The sequence below is a fragment of the Candidatus Zixiibacteriota bacterium genome (assembly GCA_040756055.1).
Classification (GTDB): domain Bacteria; phylum Zixibacteria; class MSB-5A5; order GN15; family FEB-12.
Genome location: JBFLZR010000004.1, coordinates 208,017 through 227,447, shown reverse-complemented (window position 1 = coordinate 227,447; position 19,431 = coordinate 208,017). Strand labels below are relative to the sequence as shown.

Sequence of the window (19,431 nt, the reverse complement as noted above, 5' to 3'; positions counted from 1 at the left end):
TTCTTCCTCTCTTGGAGGGTCCTGTTCACCTTGTTGTCTTTCCAAGGTTGTCCTGCCATCTTACTTGCAGATATTGGCAGTTACGCTGTCGGGATCCGGACTTAGTGAAAACTCGTAACAATCGTGGCGAAACAATTCAACCTTAATTTTCGTCGATGAGGACCATTCAATGAACCTGATTTCAGTGCCTTCCGACTTAAGAAGTGAAGGGTAGTCGATAAAATACGAAGTGTCTATCACACGCTCGTCGTATTCATCATGAGTTCTTATCACGCTAATTTTGTCTACAATAATAGAGCCCCATTCTTTAGCATTCGAAATAAGCACTCGGTAGTAGTAACCGACATACTTGCTTGTATCATAACTCCCCGAGAACTCCAAGCGCGTGCTGTCCTTCAATTCAATTAGTGGCCCAGTATGAATTTCCTCAATGTATGGGTAGGTGTATTCCCAGAAGTCTTGGCAGTCTTTTTGCCTTCCAGCGGAGTGACCTCCCGCCAATAGCAATGTAAACACCACCACAACGGTAATACAAGTCGGCAGGGACACGGTGTTTACTCTCACTAAATTAGCCTTCATCATAGACTCATTCATCGTCAGACACAACAACAGTCACGGGGTATCGCTCAACGATTTCTTCGCTACCGTCTTTGTAGACAGCTTTACGCCACACCCAGCCATGAATTACCTTAAAACCTTTTCCCCTGGTGTTTTTGTTGTGTCCAAACTCAATCGCTTCGAAATCCACATAGGGTTTCTGACATTCCTCACAGCTCGGCGAGGCACTTTCTGGCGGCAATCCAAAGTGATAGTGATTGTGTTCATTTAGAATTTGGGTATAACCGGTCAATCGTGCTGCCTTATATATATCATTCCACGAAATCTCCGGGACCGGTCGTACATCAACTGCTCTGGCACCATTCTCCACAGCGTGAAGTGTCTTCTTATTTCTGGTTACGAATTTCCCGTCAGTACAAGAGTAGGCACCGTCCCCTTCTATATGCCGATCCCCTCCAGTTACCGTAATAGAAATATCACTCGGATCTTTCCCTGTAATACCACCAAGGGTGGCGTTAAATATTACTAAACTCCAGAACACCTGACTATTGCTAATAACATTCCTTTGGTCATTCAGAATGTCTTTTCCATCTGGATCGAGATAGATCAGCGGATTATTCGCCACATAGACGTAAGGAGAAATCGACGGATATTTGAAAGCGTGCGGATCGGTGGCAACAAACCTCCCCGTCGCCTGCATCGGCAAGAGCATTGCCGCCAGCGCTGCCACTACGCCAATCAAAAGGTCAGAATTCTTCATCCAATTGTCTCCCTCTCATTTCGATCCTATAGATTGTGCCGCTCTTATGGTTCTCAGGTAATCCTCCCGCGACCCCGGTGTCTCGGGCTCCCATCCGAGAGTTCGTGCTCTTTCAATATATTTGTCTGACTCCACCTTGTAAAGCCCTAACTTGTCGGCCTCTTCCGCTGATGGATGACGCTGCTGTACCATCAATTGTTCCTGTAACGTGAGGCCCACCCAAGCCAACAGTGCTCCTTTTTGTACCAAACCATTCAATGATCTGGGGTTCAGTTTCAGCATAAGTTCCGCAAAATCCAGCGCTTTTTCGTATTCACGGGCATTTCGATACTTCGAGACTAAGATACCCAGTAGCTCAGCGATAAAGTCCTTCTTGGTAAGGTCACGCATATATGATCCACTGTCAATGGCCAACCTGCTGATTCCAAGGGTTTTAATATACCACTGCTCTCTGGCGGGTTCACCGCCATTAGTCGATTCAACATTCCAAATATTGCCATCCTGGCGATCATGCAATCGGCAAAACAGATGAAGGGGTGCTGAGACACCGTTGAAAGGCACGTCGGGAGCTACTCTCTCCATAAGGGCCAGAAAGAGCGTAGGCATACTAACGCAATTGCCCTTGCGGGTATCCAAATAGGTCGTAAGAAGCCTGGCTCCGGGCTGTTCACCAAAGGGGTCATTCAGATCATACGAAAAAATATTGCCGCTATTCCATTCGCCCGGTTCGAATTGGTACATTTTCGTCATCAGCAGTCGAACCATGTCACCTTCACGGGGTCCGACCATATACTGAATTCGCAATGCCATCGTGTCGAGGGTGTGAAGATATTTGTTTATCTGGACACTGCTGTCGCATTCTTTGGCAATTACAAGAGCCCACAGGCCGATATCAACATCTTGTTCAGGTATCGATGGCAAATCGCAAAGGCTGTAATCAGACCGGCTGCTCTCGGCATAGTCTGCAGTAAAGCTTTGCGTAGAAACGCATCCGATGATAAGGGCTGTGATAAACAGGTATGTGAGTGTCCGCCGCAATGATTTCCTCCGCACTTAATATCTGCTTGAGTTGAATATACTGATGGCTGGCTTGAAAGGCAAATGCGAAATATCTGTTAAAAGCCTGATGAGGAGCAATCGGATTCGTAGCCCGAAGTAATAGGGGAAAGACATCGACTTCGGCGGGCAGCTGACACCAGTCTGACCCATACCTCTTTCTAACAGTTTTCTAGAAGAATTAGCCAAAACAGCAGAAAATAAGGAAAAACACCAGACACTTGGTTTCCCGTAGGTAATTGCTATTACTACAGGTTAGTATCTGGTATTTTCTATTGCTTGGACAACTTAATCGGCTCATAACTCGAAGGCCGGAAGTTCAAACTTTACAGTTCATTCCGGGCAGATGGTTTACACATTGGCATATATTCACCTTGAAAGAAATATTGTATGCTATGCAAGGAGACCAGCGTTAGCCGTTGTGTCAGGTCTTGATTTTGACGAAGCCGGAATTCTGACCTGACACATCCGCCTCCCAGTCCGATGCAGACCGGAATCCCTTGCCCGTTGGGGCCCGTCGTCAGAAAGAACTTTCGGTATTTCCCTGCTTCGCCCCGTACGTAATGAATTGCCGGTTGAATTTACTATCAATCCACCCCCGCCATCAACTAACTCTAATAAAGACAATTTGTTACGCCCGCGCAACCTGTCGCGGCCCCGCTAAAGATTTCCTCCGCAAAGCCGATAACTTCAGAAAAGGGACGGTTCGTCCGGACCACATATTACCGTGCAACCGAAAGGATAATCGAGCATATGTTTAATAAACAAAGAAACCGAATCTCGGAAGACCATGGCCTGAGCCTTCTGGAAGTGCTCATCAGTATGGTCGTGCTTGCAGTGGGAATTCTGGGACTAGCACCTATGGTTGTCCTCTCGATCGAAGGAAACAGCATCTCCCGCGATTTCTCCATCGCCACCGAGCTTGCCAAACAGCAACTCGAACGCTACGAAGCTATGGGTGTCCTGATGCCGGCGGATGTCTCACAACCCGAGACTTTTGAACTGCCGATGGAGACTGTATCCCTCACCGATACGTTGGGATACCAGCGAAGAATTATCCTGACGCCGGCCGATGCTGTCGCGAGCAATCCTCCGTCACTGTGTAAGGTCGATGTAATCATCCAATGGACCGATAAAATGGGTACTCCGCGATCCACCAAACATTCCACGTACATGACCAACGATTGATGAAAGAGGAGCCACCGATGCTTACGGATAGAATCAATTACTCTCGTAAAGAATCCGGTTTCACCCTGATCGAACTGCTAATCGCGGTGCTGATTACCGGCATACTGGCGGCGGCCGCTTTCCAGTTCTATGTTACCATGCATCAGCAGGTCATAACCCAGCAGGAAATATCCGACATGCAGCAGGTCTGCCGCTCAAGCCTTCAGGAAATCGGAAAGACCTTGCGCATGGCGGGATACCTGCTTGACACTCACCCGGACTGGGAGACCAACGGCTGCAGCCTTTCGGTCTATTTCAGTGCCACCGATACTATCGATGACGCCGACACGGTGCTTTACTTCCTTCAGGAGTATTCGGACACCGAGTATGTCGCCATCCCGCACCTGCCCGTGGGAACCAAGCTCTATAAACTGATGAAACAGGAAAACAGCGGCTCACCGCAGGTGTTCTCCGACTTCATTACTTCTATCAATTTCGTACCGATCGGCACCAGCGAGATGGCGGTCACAATTCAGGTGCAGACAACCAAATGGGATGAGTCGTGGGATTCCAATAACGGCTTTAGAATTTTTTCCAATACGGAGCGCGTAAACATGCGAAATGTCTCGATGTGAGGAGGAGACAACTTGATGAAGCAGCTTCAGAGCAGCAACGGTGGGGCGCTACTTATAACATTGGGGCTTATGTTAATTTTGACGATTGCGGCAATTATGGCGGTAAATACGGCACAGACAGATATAGACCTGTCGTTCAACCAGCTGAACGGCGACCTGGCATTCTATGTCGCCGAAGCGGGACTCAAAAGAGCCTTTGTGGACCTCAACGCGGACAATGATCTCGATACGGCCTACTCACAGGTGAGTTTCGAGCGGGGGTTTTACTCCACCATCATTATCCACGGCGATACGGCTCAGCCGATGTATGATACCGTCACCATCAGGTCGGCGGGTTCAGTCGAAGATGCCAACGCGAATATCACCGCCCTCGTTGTACCTGAACTGATTTACCCGTTCCAGTTTGCCATGTTCGGCGAAGATGGTATCAATATGGTCAACAACACGTGCACTGACTCCTACAATTCTGACTCCGGTACCTATGCTACAACCGTTGATACGCTCACGGGCGGCGATATTGCCTCCAACGGCACAATCTTTCTTGATCAGTCGGCCTATGTCGCCGGCGATGCTACCACCTCCGATGCCGGCGGGATTACCGTCTGTGCCACATGCACAGTCATCGGCGTTACCGATGATAGCATTGACCCGTATGTACTCGACAGCATCCCGCAATCCGATTTCGATGATGCCGCGGCCGACAACGATAATATGACCGGTATCACCGGTGACTTTGCCTGGACCGCGCCCATGCCGTCTCTTATACTCGGGACATCTGACACGGCCTACCTCCACACCGGTGTATACTATCTTAAAGATATAACGCTCACCGCGAACTCGTGTCTGATGGTGGCGCCGGGCGAATCTGCCGTGATTTATCTCGATGGGACTCTCACTCTGGAGAATAACACCTCCGTGAATCCGACCGAAGATCCGGCCGACTGTATGATATTCTCCGACGGACAAATCGTGTCGGTAGGTAACGATACGGAACTGTACGTTGCGTTCTACGGCCCCGATGCCGATGTCGACCTGGGACAGAGTTGCGATTGGTACGGCTCGATAATCGCGGAATCGATAGACGCGCTCAACACCGGCAGTATTCACTACGACATGGCATTGGCGGAAGTGCCCTATGGCACAACCGGCAAGATGTTGATGATCGCCTGGCAGGAGAATTAGATAAATCGCCCTGAGCGGCTTTGATAGATAATGAGGGATATTTTTGACAAGAACGCTGGTGGTGACGGGGTTGTCGCTTGGAGTCACCACGCCGAAACCTTCGAAAGAAGACCGGCAGGATAACAAAGACAGTAACATGCGCTGAATCCTGAGCATCAAGGGGGTTGGCTGGTCCAACAGCATCATGCGTGTTACAGCGGTAAACGTTGTATTTAGTGGAGTGAAGTACTTTGGGGAACCTCAGATTAAACGAACAAGGCGGCGCGCTGTTAATCACCCTTTGTTTGCTCGTCATGCTGACAATGGCAGCCATTATGGCGGTGAATACCGCTCAAACAGATATTGAATTGTCCTTTAACCAGCTCCAGTCGGACCAGGCTTTCTATGTGGCTGAAGCCGGGCTCCGAAGGGCTTTCGTGCAGTTAAACGATGACAACGACTGGAACACCGGCTACGCCAACGTCTCCTTCGAAAACGGCCTGTACTGGGTGGCTATTGTCGATAGTTTCACCGATGTCGATCTGGTGGACACAGTCAAGATCAGAGCGACCGCGAAAAAGGATGAAGGCTTCGCCAACCTTGAGGCAGTTGTCGTTCCTACCTATGAATATCCGTTCCAGTGGGCCGTCTACAGCGAACAGAACATCAATCTCGGAAACAACACCTGCACCGACTCATGGGACTCGGAACTGGGCGACTACGACGCCACCGTTGACTCAACCGATGGCGACATCGCCTCCAATGGCACCATCACCCTTGACGAAATCGCCAGTGTCGGCGGAGATGTTTCCACTTCGGTAGATAGTGGCATCTTTGTCGGAATTAACGCCGATGTCTGGGGAACAACAACTGACGATGTTCCCGAATTTCATCTCGATCCAATCACCCAGGAAGATATGGACTGGGCCGCCAGTGTCAGCGCTGCTTCAACAGGTATGTCCGGCGATTATACCTATAATATGGCGGATACATCTCTGACCGTCGGCGCGACCGAAGTTGTCACGCTGCAAAGCGGTGTGTACTATTTTACAGACATCACGCTTGAAAACAGCGCGGTTCTGGAAATCGCCCCCGGAGCCGATGTTATCATCTATATGACGGGAAGCCTCACTCTCGAGGAGGCGGCACAGGTCAACCCGACTCAGCCGCCCCCGAGCTTGCTGATCTTCTCCACCGGTGGAATTTACACTCAGGGTCAGGACACCGAGATAAGCGCGGCGTTCTATGGCCCCGATGCCGAACTGGTCCTGGAAAACAGCTGCGAGGTCTTTGGATCGATTGTAGCCAATACCGTAGATATGACCAATATCGCCTGTGTGCACTATGATAAGGCCCTCTCTGAAGTCAGGGGGAAGAAAACAGGCGAAATGAAAATGGTGGCCTGGAGAGAATTCTAACGTTAAGCAGTCCTCCGGGTCTGTCGATATATTTCTTATTGAGGCGCAAGGGGGTGTCAGGGTAGTTATATATGGCCGCCGGAAACAGCCGGGAGCCTGACGGACGGCCAGGAAGGTAACATGCGCTGAGATGCTATTTGTCAAAGGGGGTTTTGACAACATTTATCAACACCAGGCATGTGTCAACGATAATTGTTGTTCAAGGAGTTCTATCTTGAAAGAAAAAGACGCCGACGAGCGCGGTAGCGCCCTGCTCATTGCCATGGCGGTGATGCTCATGCTCACCCTGGCGGCAATAATGGCAGTCGATACCGCCCAAACCGACATTGAACTGTCGTTTAACGCTCTGCACCACGACCAGGCGTTCTACACAGCCGAAGCCGGCCTGCAGAGAGCTTTTGTCGAACTGAACAATAACCCCGGCTGGAATACCGGGTTCGTTAACGTGACTTTCGAACAGGGAGTCTATTCCGTGGCGGTCGTGGATAGCACCGTCTCGCCCGACTTGGCCGATACGGTTATGCTCAGAGCCACCGGAGCAATTCAGCAGGCTTCGGCCAATCTCGAAGCAACCGTGGTCCCTGAATACCGCTATCCCTTCAGGTACGCCATGTTCGCTGAGGACAGCCTGACTATGGATAATAATACCTGCACCGATTCCTACCGCTCGGACTCCGGCTCCTACGCCGGCACTCTGCGCAACGCCGATGCCGATATCGGATCAAACGGACCACTCAGCCTGACCAACACCGCTCTCGTAAACGGGGGAGCCTCATCCGCTGTTGATGACGGCATAACGATGGAGAATATTGCCGAGGTCACCGGAGACACCGCCACCGGCGTCCCCCGCAACGAACTCGATATTGTCTCAACCTCCGACTACCAGTGGGCCGAAGCCAACAACTCCGCCCCGTACGGCTTTCGCGGTAACGGGTACACATACCGCAACGGGACCGGCGAACTGGAACTCTCTCAAAACGCTACCCTGGAACTGTCCGGCGGTGTCTATCTCTTTTCCGATATAAGAATGGGCAACTCCTCCCAAATAGAAATCGCCCCAGGCGAAGATGTTACCATTTTCCTGACAGGCAACCTCGAGGTCGGCCAGAGTAGCACCGTGAACGCCTCCGGGTCTCCGGCCAATCTGACCATCTTCTCGCAGGGGAATTCGCTGATACTCGGACAATCCACGGAACTGCGGGCCGCGTTTTATGGCCCGAGCACCGAGGTAGTCATCGACAACAATACTGATATCTATGGCTCGGTCGTCGCCGGAAGTGTCAACATGCGAAACCATTCGTGTTTTCACTATGACCGCGCCCTGGCGAAAAAAGCATACGGCACTACGGGACGGATGTTGATGGTTGCGTGGAAAGAATTGTAGGAAGGACCGCTATGGCGTAGAGTTTACGGGCAGACAACAGGCGCCGGGCCGCCTTTCCAGAAAAAGTCAACGAGGTAAATCAAATCCAGAGGATCCATCGCCGTATCACCATTGGCGTCGGCCTCCTCTTCGCATGGCGGCGCCTCCCCGTATTTCCACAGGAAGTTGACGAAGAAGGTCACGTCCAATGGATCCATCAAACCGTCATGATTTATATCGCCGCGAACTTCGCAGCAATGAACAAGCGGTATCAGTGTATTCACGTACAAATACATGCGATCACCGACAATCGAATCCACCCGGACATAAATACCGGAATAACCGTTGTACCCATCACTGCTGGGGTAAGTCTGCGGACCGAACTCGCTCTGCCCATCGACATCATCGGAAAACAACGCCCCCTTCCGCGTCTCGAAAGGAAACCACCACTGGGCGCTGTCGGTTTCATGTCCTTCGGGATTACAATATACGTTGCAGCCAGGATTGTATCCGGCGTCCTCAACCATCACCGTGTAATGCTCGTAACGCGGGGTACAGCTGTTGAGGGTGTACCAGTTCGACGACGATGTCAACGAGTCGAAAATATGAGTTATCAACAAACCCCGGTCGAGAGAATCCGCCCCGTACGCCAGGTCAGGCCAGAAATAGACACTGAAATCGGAGTCGAATTTGTCGAATCTTCCCGTTGATTGAGGATTGCGATACTCAAGCAAGAAATACTCTCGCGCGAAATCATCAATGGTCAGCTTGTACAGAGAACTGTCGTCATGCGTCTCGATATCGTATATGACCAGATCGCTTATTTCACCTTCGATGCTTATCGGCTCGATATAGCCGAGCTGCATCTTCGACCAGCCGCACGGGTGCGATGGAATCCGTGACCCGAGCGAGAGATATCCATAGCCGTAATAACCCATAAGACACCAGTCCACCAATGGGTGGTCGTTGTAGTCATTCGGCGTATAGTAGGTCCATTCCTTCAACTTGTCATCATAATCATAAAGATCCGGCAGGCCCAGGTTGTGGGCCAACTCATGGGCAAAAACTCGAATCCCGTTCAAGGTATCCTCTCCCGAAAACTGCCTCGGGTCGAGTGGGTCACGCAGCGGTCTCGTTTCGGGACAAGTATGAAAATGGTCTACCTTTACGTTATCGAAGCTTCCGAACCCCCATTCGCTGACCGTGGCATATGACCAGATGTCGTTTGGGTCCTGGGAATCTTCCTCGCCATTGCCCGAGCGAAGGAAACAAATCGCGTCAACCTTCCGGTTGCCGTCACCATCGTACTGGGAGAAATCAACAAACGGGTCCACCTCTTCGAGCAGCTCCGCAAAGGCAAATTTGACGTCATAATACCCGGCGTTGTACCAGTCTATCACGTCCCCGTCCAGCACAACTTTCCCGTAAGATACTTCATAGATATAGTCAGCCAGCGACCCATTCGGGTAAACATCGCGCGAAAATATCATGCTGTCGAGCGTCTCTCTCGGCCAGGTCGAAAGACGGTCGATCCATTCCACCGGAATAACCAACAGCTTCAACGTGTCACCCAAAAACTGATACTCGGCCATCAATTCGAGATCTTCCGCCGTCAGCTTCGTGCCCGCGAGCCGGCCCCATCTCGCCATCATCTTCTCCTCGGGCATATCGAAATAAAGCGCGTAGTCCGGCTCCGGGTTATTCGGTTGGGCCAAAACCACCATAGAACCGAGCAAAATGATCAGGAGAATGTACTGCGGCAATCTCATTAAATCCTCGTTTGACCAAAGGCGGCGATATCTAACTCGAAATCAAGCCCCCCGATGTACGTGTTGATACACCGGTACCCTCACTTGGAGCCGGGTGGATGAACATTCTGCTTGTACTGATTCGAAGTTATTATAAAGATACCCTGCCGCGCCCTTTCTGTCAACGCCTTTTTAGTCCATTATCGGCAACCGACTCAATTACAATGAGATTACCCCGCAACAAAGAAGAAGCCGTCTTTAACCGAAGACGGCCTCTATCATTTTATATTTAGCCCGGCTCAGGGGCAGGCAACAGGCGCCGGACCACCCTTCCAGATGTAGTTGACCAGATAAGTCAGATCGAGCGGATCTTCAAAACCGTCATTGTTGATATCAATCTGGTCAAGGCACGATGGCGCCGGACCCAACTTCCACATATATTCCACGAAGCCGGTGAGATCGAGCGGATCAACAAAACCATCGTTGTTGAAGTCGCCGCGAAGTACACAACATCCGCCGCTGCCGCTGTAGTCGGTGTTCACATACAGATACATACGATCGGCGACAATGGAGTCAACCCGAACATATATGTTACTCGGTCCGCCATAACCGTCACTGCTCGGCACCGTGTTCGGCCCGAACTCGGACTGACCCGCAACATCATCGGAGAACAAGGCTCCGCGACGGGTCTCGAATGGATACCACCACTGGGCGCTGTCAGTCGTGTGTCCCTCGGGGTTGTAGGTGTAATCGCGAGCCGGATCATACCCTGCATCCTCGACAGCCACCGAATAGTGCGGATAAGCCGGCGTACCGTTGTTCCAGCGATACCACTCCGATAACGGCACCAGCGAATCATGGCAGTGCGTGATCAGAAGCCCCCGGTCAATCGAATCACAGCCATATGTCAAATCCGGCCACAGATAGGCGCTGAAGTCGGAATCAAACTTGTCAAACTTGGCCGTCGATTGCGGATTGCGGTACTCCAGGAGGAAATACTCACCCTCGGCGTCGTCAATCGGAATCTTGTAAAGCGAGTTGTAATTGGTCGTTTCTATATTGTAAATCACCAAGTCTTCGTACTCACCATCGAGCACCACCGGTTCGATCCATCCCGCCTGCATCTTGTTCCAGCCGCACTGATGAGTCGGAATTTCCAGACCCATCGAAAGTAGCCCGTAACCGCCATATCCCATCAGACACCAATCCACGAGGGGGTGGTCGTTGTAGTCGTTGGGGGTGGAGTAGGTCGAGGTGTCCAGCTTATCATCGTAATCATACAAATCCGGCATGCCCATATTGTGCGAAAGCTCGTGGGCAAAGACCTTGATCCGGTTGAGAGTGTCCACGCCTGAAAACTCAAGCGGGAAGTCAGGGTCCCGCAAAGGCCTGGTTTCCGGCGATGTATTCCAGTGGGTAACCAGCATCCCGTCATATGGTCCCCATCCGGTGACCCACGACACGGCATACGACCAGATATCATCCGGGTCGCCCGAATCCTCCTGTCCATTACCCGAACGGACAAAACAGATCGCGTCAACCTCGCCGTCGTTATTCCCGTCGAACTGCGTGAAATCAATCACCGGGTCGAGTACGGTGAGGATGTTGATGAAGTCATCTGACCCCCAGGTCGGTTTATACTTGCCGGCATTATACCAGTCCGTCACATAACCGGTCAGAGCCACCTGACCATACGATACCTCATCGACATAATCAGCCACCGAACCGGTCGACCAGCAGTCGTGCGAGAACAGCAGGCTGTCCATAGTCTCGCGGCTGTAGGTGTGCAGTCGATCTGTCCACTCAATCAGAATCGCCAGCATTTTCAGGGTGTCCCCGTCGAAAGACTCCGGCGCCAGCGCCACTAGTTCTTCAGTGGTTAACAGTTCGCCGGGGAGCTTACCGAACCTCTCTAAAATCTTCTCCTGTGGCATGTCGCGGATAATGACCCGGTCAATATTGACCTCGGCCGCAAACAGGTTAGCCGTGAACAGAAGGCACATGGCCCCGATTACAAGCGCGGAAAATCTCATACTGTCTCCGATGTATTGTGAGTAAAGTTTCTTCTCATACCGTCGTATGTCGTAACAAGTGAGGTGGTTACGAATAATAGTCGAACAAATAGCCCCAGATAAATGCTTACTGTCGTAACTTGTAGACAGCTATAAATATAGTAAATAAATCCTCTTTGTCAATCTCTCTTGCAGGTGGTTTGCCCCTTGTTTCCCGTGCTTCCTGTCCTGTCAGGTTGGGCCGTGCTGTCGGGTGTCCCCACCTGACGGCAAGAGTAGGGAAGCAAAAGTAGGTCGAAACCCCTGATCGTCAGATTCCGTCGTCAGGCGGAGGTTTCGACAACGTAAAGGGGAGACTTCCGCGCTGTCAGGTGCCTGCCCGCCGATGGAGCGTCCCCACCTGACAGAATCTCACCGTTGTGTCAGGTCTTGATTTCCGCTTGCGGAAATTGTGACCTGACACATAATCCAAGGCCTAAGGACAAGCCGCCGGCGATGGCCCATCTTTCCAGTAAGCATTAACCAGATAGGTCAAATCCAGAGGATCAACGATCCCGCTGCCGTCAACATCGACCTCGAAACTACAGCCCGGCTCGATTGCTCCGTTCCAAAAATAGTCCACCATATAGACTATATCGGCAATATCGACCCAACCGTTGTCATCGATATCCCCGCGCATGAGGCAACAGGTGGTCGGAAGAATCTGCCAGAACCCGGCTGTGATATCAAAGCCCGATGATTCAACCCTTCCTATAAATGGCTGCCCGATAGTGGCATTGATACTATAGCTGGCTGATTGCGAAGATATTGCTCCCGATGAAACCACCTGCCAGTCTATTTCGGCAGCGTGAGTCATGCCCACGCAAAGTGCCGCCAGCAGGCACACAATGAGGGGCTTGCTGAGGTTGACCATATGAATACAATATAGTCTGCCCGCCCCCGAAGTCAATCCCGACAGATTTTGGGGTAAATCCTCTGCCGCAAATACCGACCCCGGCGCGTTCACCTAACATGTGTGTGTCCGCTCCATCCTGTTTCACTGTAGACTACGCAGTACCAGTGGCGACGTATTCATGCCACAATCAGAGTCCCTCAATCTTCGTACGACATTCTGCCCCGAAAGGCCCAGTGGATGTACTGTACCCTGGGGTCGTTGATCAGCAAAGTGCGATCAACAAAGTCATTGTTAGTGACGCGCGCTGTGTACAGATCGCTACCCACTCGGTACCAAACGCTGTCCTCCTGCACCCACAAAACCTCACTTTTGGGCCCGAGGTGAACCGTCAACTGTTGTAACGACGTTGGGTGCACCATCACAACATCCTCTCCCAGAATTGAGGGAAAACCTTTGCGTATTTCATAGTCGGTTTCGGGATCAGTGTTGGCTACTACGCCTATCAGCCAGTCGTTTACGGGCCTCAGAGTTGTCTCGGAGCCCGGTATCATCACTGAACTCCAGGAGTCGGCGTTCCTATTGAAAATGAGGACTTCCCGCTCGGTCAGTCCATGTCGTTCTGGAACAGACATCAGTGCTCTGTAATATGGTTCATTTGCTACAAGGCTCCACCCGAAAGAGTCTTTCATCCGCACTAGATCATGTGGCACAGAAGAACCGTCAAAATCGAAACCGATTCCAACTGCCTCCAGAGCTCCATCCTGCTTCATTCTAACACTAATGACATCGCTTCTGGTGCCACCGCCATATGGCCCCCTGGGACCTGCCAACCTTAGCTCGATTTCGTTTCGCAATGTTTCGTCACCAACCTGTATTTGTTGGTGCTCGTATTGTGGTGGGAACCCTCCATCCCCTTTCTTGCATTGTAGGTCGAACCAACCATGTCCGTTGCCACCCTCCAAATATCGATACCTACTTACTTTGCCGTAGCCGCTCAGATCATATTGAATTGTCTTATCGATACTGTCCACTGGAATCACGTGCAAGCTGATAGGAGACCAGTCACCCTCAGAGATTACAGCTAGTCCCGCACTTGAATATACATCGATATCCCACGCCTTAACATTCTCGCCAAGCCCCCAGACTTCCGTTAGCTGACGCGAAGGTTCGTCGAGCTCCAGAATACTAGTTGGGTACGGTCTCAGGTTCGGCTGGTCCCAGCCCGGCTGCCCTTGAATGAAGTAAATCGACTGTCCTGTGACGTTGGCCGAAGCCAGAAATACAAGGATGGTAAAGCAAGCAGCGAACTCAAATTTGAACGTTGGAAAACCTTTGAAAGACTTTGCGATTCCCATAGCAAATTCAACGCCTCTAATTTATATGTTTTTACCGGAACGCTCACAAGGAGCGTCTTTACGGATATAATTCACAGACGCGCTCCACATAGTTGAATCCGGTAACCCAATGCTTGCGTTGGGATCCTCTCGTCATGATTGGTAACTGTCCAAGGCAATCCCTCCGCGCTGGCATCTTCAATTAAATGACGAAGATAGAAAGCTGATTGTCAACACCAAGATGTCCGTGCGGTCGAATAGCAACTTTCCACAATTTCACTACAACCTTGACGGTAAATACATCTGCCACACCGAAAGTATGAACCAAAATGTTACCAGCGTAGGGCGGGTCCGTCTTCGACCCCGCCATCGCACCACCGTGCCTTGCGCCGGAGGAGCTGATAATTTGTGCATCCAAATGGCTTTACTTAGAGGGGATAATCACATCCCGGAAAACAGGTTAGGAGGAAAAAACGCGTTTCGGGTCCCACTTAAAAATAACGAAACAAACCCAATTCCGGATTACCCGGGGACAAAGTAAGCGTAGGGCAGGAGCCTTCTTAGACTCCTGCCACCTCGCGACTCTGCTGTTAACCTGACCGCGTCCGGGTGGCAGACTCAAAGTCGGTTGGGCCTGACACTCACTTTGTAGGGGTTCAAAATTTTGAACCCCTCCGGGATTGATTTTTCCGGGAAGATTTCTCCGGACCGTCTGTAACTCTCATAGAACACATGAATTAACGCCGGAAAGAAAGAGGTATCCAGAATGCGTAAGCTCCAGAACATCAAACTGTTAGCGTTGGCGGCCAGCCTGCTGCTCGCCACCGGGGCCATCTCGGCCAAGGCTGTGACGCTCAAACCGTCGGTAGAAATCGACTGCCCGGCAATCCTCGCCGACCACACCGGGACGGTCTATGTTGTGGTTCAGTTCGATGTCCCGACTATTGAAATAATCCGCCGCGATGATCGCCCCGACCTGAGCCTGGCGATGGTGATCGACCGTTCCGGCTCTATGGCTGATCACGGCAAGATGGATTACGCCAAGAAATCCGCCATGTTCGTTGTCGACCAGCTCAACCCGGCCGACAAACTCGCCGTAGTCGAATATGATGACCGCATCAATGTCCTCTGGCCGTCCCAGCCGGTCCGCTCTACCCGCCAGATTAAACAACGGATCGCCGATCTGTATCCGCGGGGGGCGACCAATCTCACCGGCGGCATGATGGAGGGTGTGAACGAGGTCTTCTACAGCATGTCCGATGGCGGCATCGACCGCGTGCTGCTTCTGTCCGATGGTCTCGCCAACAGAGGCGTGACTGACCACAACCGGATTATGCGCATGGTTCGCGATGCCCGGCGCAAAGGCATCACCATCTCTACAATTGGACTCGGCCTGGATTACAACGAAGACCTCATGCAGATGATCGCCCAGCACGGCGGCGGCAACTACTACTTCGTCGAACATCCCAACCAGATGCGCGATATCTTCGCGCAGGAGATGGGTACCATTTTCGCCACGGTGGCCTCCGATGTCCGCGCTATTTTCAGGCCTTCCCGCGGTGTGCGCAATGTCGAGGTGTTCGGCTATCTCAACGATCGCCGAGATTCCGATGTTGTCGTTGACCTCGGCAGTGTCTATGGTGGCGAGAAAATGTCGCTCGTGTTGCGCATCGATCTCGACCCGCACGACAGGGGAAGAGCTAACATCGGCACGCTGGAGCTGGAGTACACCGATGTTGCCGAGAAAGCTCCCCGCACATTCTCGAAAGTGATTGATGTCGAGGTTACGCCCGATATCGACAAGGTCCGTAACTCGCAGAAGAGCGATATCACGGTCGAGGCTACCCTGGTCGAGGCTGACAACTTCCACGAAAAGCAGATCCGTCTGTACGAGGCTGGCAAGGTGGAGGAAGCCAAAAAGAATATTGCTGTCCTCAAAGACGAGTTGGTCCAGAAAAACACCGTCCTTGCCGCCCCCATGATCGACAAGAAGCTCGAGGCGCTGGAGATGGAGGCTGACCAGATGGCGATGGCGGAAGTCGACAACGAATTCAAGTCCGGCTACCTCAAGAAGCAGAAATCGCGTCTGGCCGAATCGCAGCAGGGCGGACGTACCCAGTATGTCCAGCAGATGGGCGATAGCGGCTTTGAAGTCAAACAGCTTCAGCAGGCGCTGGCCGATCGCGGCTTCTACAGTGGCCCGGTTGACGGCAACTTCACGAGCGATGTTTCCGATGCCGTCAAGAAATTCCAGTCGGCGTCGAAGCTCAAAGCCGATGGTATCGCCGGCCCGGCTACCCTGAAAGAATTGGGCATCTATTAACCACGTAATATGTGCCCTGAACCACACGGCGGGATTTACACAATCCCGCCGTTTCTACCTTGTCCTCTGTCATTATCAGTGGGCGATAGATGTCTTCATCTGCCGACAGACTATTATTGTTGACGGCCCCTGCAACGGGCTATTCTATTTGGCTAGCATCCATTTAAACACGCGGAGGGAATTATGCCCGAGATAGCCAACAGCGCCTCAATAAACCAACCGGCGGGGCCGACTGCCGCCTTCAAAGACCCGACCAGCCTGACATGGACACTTAAGGCTATGCTCTACGCAGGCATCCTGTTGCTCGTAATCGGTATTTGGTCCGGATGGCTGGAACTACAGCTTCTGGACGACGCAATAAACGGATACGAGATATCTGATGAAGCGGCAGAGATCAATGACCTCAGGCAAGGGCTTATCGGGCTTCTCCAGATTGTTCTCTTTATCGCAACGGCCGTCGTATTTTCGATCTGGACCTACCGGGCCAACTATAACGCCCACGCGCTTGGGGGGAGAGGTATGAAATACACGCCGGGATGGGCGGTGGGCTGGTATTTCGTACCCATAGCCAACATTATCAAGCCGATGTATGTCATGGAGGAAATCTATCGCGTCAGCGAAAACCCATCGGTCAATATCAGCGAGAAGAAATCTGTTCGTTTCGTGCAGCTCTGGTGGGCATTGTGGCTTATCTCCGGTTTTGTTGGGCAACTGGCGTTCCGAAAGTCGATGCGAGCCGAGGCCCTTGAAGACCTGTATGAGTCCTCCGCGTGGATTTTTGCCGGAGACATCATTGAAATCCCTGCCTATATTGTCGCCCTGCTCTTGATAACGAAGATTTGCGAAATGCAAATGTCGAAAGTAAGGCCGGTAACACTGAGCCCCTGAAAGTAGCTTTTGGGATGCGTGGGATTTGCGGGTGGCAGGTGTCCTTGTCAGCCACCCGCATTCATCACTTACTCACAAGAAACAGGCGCGGGTCCGCTCTTCCAGAAGTAGTCCACGAGGTATGTCAGATCCAATGGATCAACCGCGCCGTCGCCATTGACTTCGGCTTCATCCTCGCATGGAAGCTCCGGACTGGACTTCCACATCCAATTGACAAAGTACGTTATGTCAAGACCGTCAAGGCTGCCGCTGTGATCGATATCGCCTCTCAGAGAACAACAGTAGTCGCTAACTATTATGCTCCCGGAGATGGCAGGGACGGTGTAAGTAGCCCAATCGCCTGAATACTGAGGCAGATAAGCGTCATAACCGTCAATGAGGATCGCCGCCGTGTTGCCCTCAATAGCCGTGACCGGAATGGTGAAAAACAGCTTCACGATGGGACCCTCGCCGACGGGTAAGTCAGGTGATGTCTCTGTTTGAGAGGAAATCAGCCTGAGCGTGAACCGCCTTCCAAACCAAATATCGTAGTGAAGATAATCCTGTCTTTCGAAATAATCTGTCCGGCATCCGACAGTCGAAAATGAATCATATCTCAAATTGAAATCATTGGCAAACTCGACCGGTATTTTGAAGTACTCGGTCGGCGCTGAATTGAACGTGGAAAGCGTGAGCACCACCTGCTCGCCGGGTAGGCCCGCTTCACTTGTGGTTTTCAGCGTATCGGCTATGGCTACGATATACATCTCTTTTGTCACGGAATGTAATTCTCCTCCGGAGACAACTTCCAGGGTTACATCAAAAGAGCCTCTCTCGTTGTAAGTGTGTCCGGGCGACTCAACGTTGTCGGTTCCGCCGTCGCCGAAACTCCATGACCACGTATCCACCGGGTCGGGATAATAAGCTTCGAAATTGACAGTGTGTGGTACGTAGCCATAGAGACTGTCGCCCCAGAAATCCATCGAGCTTGGCAGACCACAGTCGACATAACAAGCGCCGTAACCGACACGGGAACAGCCGTATTCAATATACATGTAACCGTTCTCACCCCAGTTGGTCCCCCATGAGTTTCGAAGAATCCAGCAACCGTTTGCCCCCAGAGTGTCATCCCAGCCAACCAGCACGATGGCGTGATTGATTTCTTCGTCGGAGCAGGCGTTAAAGACTCCCCCGGTGTAGTTTTGAAACGCCGCGTTCACATACACACTCACACTGACCGGCCCGTACATCATTATGGCGCGCTTTATATCATCGACCGGCGCGACTATCAACTCTTCTGAGATATAGCCCCAGTCGTTGATACATAGATCGTACTGGTGGGGATAAGGGCAGTCGCACGGATCATCGGATGCGGTGTACGGGAAATCCGCTTCAAAAACCGGAGCGTTGTCGCCACAGTCATCAAATCTTACCTCGGGGTGAGATAGCGGCAGATGATAGTCGTGCGCCCACCAGCCGCCATCACAACCGAAGCCCGAATTGTTGCAGCTCACCAGCCATTGCTCGGAAAGATCAACCGTGATACCATCACGAATTTTCAGATTGCATTCAAGCGCGCCTACAGTAGCGAATGCCCAGCAACTCCCGCAACTTCCCTGGTTCCTGATAGGAGTAACGCCGCCAAGTTCCCGCCAGTCGAAATAAGAAGGGAAATTCATCGCGCTCGAGGTCAGAGCTGGCATCACGCTCGTGCCGGTCGGCAACTGATCCGGCTTCTTCATGCCGCACAACTGTTCCAGCGAATATCGGGAGGCATCGGTCATGCCCACCGTGAAAGTCCATCCTTCCCGCTCGCCGACTTTTCGCAGAGAATCGATTTGTTGAGTCGTCGTCTGCGACAAAGAGAAGGACGGTAATCCAAACATTATCATCGCCAGAAACGAAATTATTCCTCTGTTCATTTGATTATCCTTTTGATTCATGCCAGTTGACGAGCCGTCCAATTGGCCGGCGGCGTGTACCCTCGATAATGGGCTGCTGTTTATGATATTAATCTTAATATAGTCTTTTTGCCCAAACCGTCAAGTCGGATCACCGGGTGGGTTCGTCGAATTACTGGCCCTTCTCCGCGTACAACCGCCTGGACTACTGATATACAAACCCCCTTGACAGA

The 19,431-nt window shown here is 51.7% G+C and carries 15 protein-coding genes; 7 read left to right on the top strand and 8 right to left on the bottom strand.

Annotation, left to right across the window (positions count from 1 at the left end; translation table 11 throughout):
• Positions 1 to 60 precede the first annotated feature (60 nt).
• Genes AB1483_09210 through AB1483_09200 form a run of 3 tightly spaced genes read right to left on the bottom strand, consistent with a single transcriptional unit; the run spans position 61 to position 2,356 of the window.
• Positions 61 to 582 carry a hypothetical protein gene (locus AB1483_09210; GenBank protein ID MEW6412636.1) on the bottom strand — a complete coding sequence of 174 codons (522 nt, stop codon included), beginning with the start codon at positions 580 to 582 and terminating at the stop codon, positions 61 to 63.
• Between the two features lie 4 nt (positions 583 to 586).
• Positions 587 to 1,318 carry a hypothetical protein gene (locus tag AB1483_09205; protein MEW6412635.1) on the bottom strand — a complete coding sequence of 244 codons (732 nt, stop codon included), beginning with the start codon at positions 1,316 to 1,318 and terminating at the stop codon, positions 587 to 589.
• Between the two features lie 15 nt (positions 1,319 to 1,333).
• Positions 1,334 to 2,356, bottom strand: a complete 1,023-nt coding sequence (locus tag AB1483_09200) for a transglutaminase family protein (GenBank protein ID MEW6412634.1) — start codon at positions 2,354 to 2,356, stop codon at positions 1,334 to 1,336.
• A gap of 771 nt (positions 2,357 to 3,127) precedes the next feature.
• Here AB1483_09200 and AB1483_09195 point away from each other — a divergent pair.
• The 5 genes from AB1483_09195 (at position 3,128) to AB1483_09175 (ending at position 8,139) form a co-directional block, all read left to right on the top strand.
• Positions 3,128 to 3,562 (top strand): prepilin-type N-terminal cleavage/methylation domain-containing protein, encoded by a 435-nt coding sequence (locus AB1483_09195; GenBank protein MEW6412633.1) that lies wholly within the window; start codon positions 3,128 to 3,130, stop codon positions 3,560 to 3,562.
• A gap of 17 nt (positions 3,563 to 3,579) precedes the next feature.
• On the top strand, positions 3,580 to 4,176 hold the full coding sequence (locus tag AB1483_09190; GenBank protein MEW6412632.1) for a prepilin-type N-terminal cleavage/methylation domain-containing protein: 597 nt from the start codon (positions 3,580 to 3,582) through the stop codon (positions 4,174 to 4,176).
• Between the two features lie 15 nt (positions 4,177 to 4,191).
• Positions 4,192 to 5,358 (top strand): pilus assembly PilX N-terminal domain-containing protein, encoded by a 1,167-nt coding sequence (locus tag AB1483_09185; GenBank protein MEW6412631.1) that lies wholly within the window; start codon positions 4,192 to 4,194, stop codon positions 5,356 to 5,358.
• 230 nt (positions 5,359 to 5,588) lie between these two features.
• Positions 5,589 to 6,755 carry a pilus assembly PilX N-terminal domain-containing protein gene (locus AB1483_09180; protein MEW6412630.1) on the top strand — a complete coding sequence of 389 codons (1,167 nt, stop codon included), beginning with the start codon at positions 5,589 to 5,591 and terminating at the stop codon, positions 6,753 to 6,755.
• 214 nt (positions 6,756 to 6,969) lie between these two features.
• Positions 6,970 to 8,139, top strand: a complete 1,170-nt coding sequence (locus AB1483_09175) for a hypothetical protein (protein MEW6412629.1) — start codon at positions 6,970 to 6,972, stop codon at positions 8,137 to 8,139.
• A 23-nt stretch (positions 8,140 to 8,162) separates the two neighbouring features.
• Here AB1483_09175 and AB1483_09170 read toward each other — a convergent pair whose 3' ends face one another.
• The 4 genes from AB1483_09170 to AB1483_09155 all read right to left on the bottom strand — a co-directional run bounded on the left by AB1483_09170 (position 8,163) and on the right by AB1483_09155 (position 14,128).
• Positions 8,163 to 9,887, bottom strand: coding sequence for a hypothetical protein (locus AB1483_09170; GenBank protein ID MEW6412628.1), 1,725 nt, complete (start codon positions 9,885 to 9,887; stop codon positions 8,163 to 8,165).
• Between the two features lie 278 nt (positions 9,888 to 10,165).
• Positions 10,166 to 11,899, bottom strand: coding sequence for a M6 family metalloprotease domain-containing protein (locus AB1483_09165; protein MEW6412627.1), 1,734 nt, complete (start codon positions 11,897 to 11,899; stop codon positions 10,166 to 10,168).
• 454 nt (positions 11,900 to 12,353) lie between these two features.
• Entirely contained in the window at positions 12,354 to 12,791 is a 438-nt protein-coding gene (locus AB1483_09160; GenBank protein ID MEW6412626.1) for a hypothetical protein, read from the bottom strand.
• A 179-nt stretch (positions 12,792 to 12,970) separates the two neighbouring features.
• Entirely contained in the window at positions 12,971 to 14,128 is a 1,158-nt protein-coding gene (locus AB1483_09155; protein ID MEW6412625.1) for a hypothetical protein, read from the bottom strand.
• Between the two features lie 745 nt (positions 14,129 to 14,873).
• On the opposite strand from AB1483_09155, the gene AB1483_09150 reads away from it, so the two are divergent.
• Positions 14,874 to 16,430 carry a VWA domain-containing protein gene (locus tag AB1483_09150; GenBank protein ID MEW6412624.1) on the top strand — a complete coding sequence of 519 codons (1,557 nt, stop codon included), beginning with the start codon at positions 14,874 to 14,876 and terminating at the stop codon, positions 16,428 to 16,430.
• A gap of 183 nt (positions 16,431 to 16,613) precedes the next feature.
• A complete protein-coding gene (locus AB1483_09145) occupies positions 16,614 to 17,318 on the top strand; it encodes a DUF4328 domain-containing protein (protein ID MEW6412623.1) in 705 nt (234 codons plus the stop codon).
• Positions 17,319 to 17,386: 68 nt separating this feature from the next.
• Here the strand turns inward: AB1483_09145 and AB1483_09140 are convergent, their stop codons facing one another.
• A complete protein-coding gene (locus AB1483_09140) occupies positions 17,387 to 19,219 on the bottom strand; it encodes a C1 family peptidase (GenBank protein ID MEW6412622.1) in 1,833 nt (610 codons plus the stop codon).
• Positions 19,220 to 19,431: the final 212 nt, after the last annotated feature.

Bases quoted from the DNA above. Each gene is read 5' to 3' on its own strand.
- AB1483_09210 (MEW6412636.1), bottom strand. From the start codon at position 582: ATGATGAAGGCTAATTTAGTGAGAGTAAACACCGTGTCCCTGCCGACT.
- AB1483_09150 (MEW6412624.1), top strand. From the start codon at position 14,874: ATGCGTAAGCTCCAGAACATCAAACTGTTAGCGTTGGCGGCCAGCCTG.
- AB1483_09160 (MEW6412626.1), bottom strand. From the start codon at position 12,791: ATGGTCAACCTCAGCAAGCCCCTCATTGTGTGCCTGCTGGCGGCACTT.
- AB1483_09170 (MEW6412628.1), bottom strand. From the start codon at position 9,887: ATGAGATTGCCGCAGTACATTCTCCTGATCATTTTGCTCGGTTCTATG.
- AB1483_09185 (MEW6412631.1), top strand. From the start codon at position 4,192: ATGAAGCAGCTTCAGAGCAGCAACGGTGGGGCGCTACTTATAACATTG.
- AB1483_09165 (MEW6412627.1), bottom strand. From the start codon at position 11,899: ATGAGATTTTCCGCGCTTGTAATCGGGGCCATGTGCCTTCTGTTCACG.
- AB1483_09195 (MEW6412633.1), top strand. From the start codon at position 3,128: ATGTTTAATAAACAAAGAAACCGAATCTCGGAAGACCATGGCCTGAGC.
- AB1483_09155 (MEW6412625.1), bottom strand. From the start codon at position 14,128: ATGGGAATCGCAAAGTCTTTCAAAGGTTTTCCAACGTTCAAATTTGAG.
- AB1483_09205 (MEW6412635.1), bottom strand. From the start codon at position 1,318: ATGAAGAATTCTGACCTTTTGATTGGCGTAGTGGCAGCGCTGGCGGCA.
- AB1483_09145 (MEW6412623.1), top strand. From the start codon at position 16,614: ATGCCCGAGATAGCCAACAGCGCCTCAATAAACCAACCGGCGGGGCCG.
- AB1483_09190 (MEW6412632.1), top strand. From the start codon at position 3,580: ATGCTTACGGATAGAATCAATTACTCTCGTAAAGAATCCGGTTTCACC.
- AB1483_09140 (MEW6412622.1), bottom strand. From the start codon at position 19,219: ATGAACAGAGGAATAATTTCGTTTCTGGCGATGATAATGTTTGGATTA.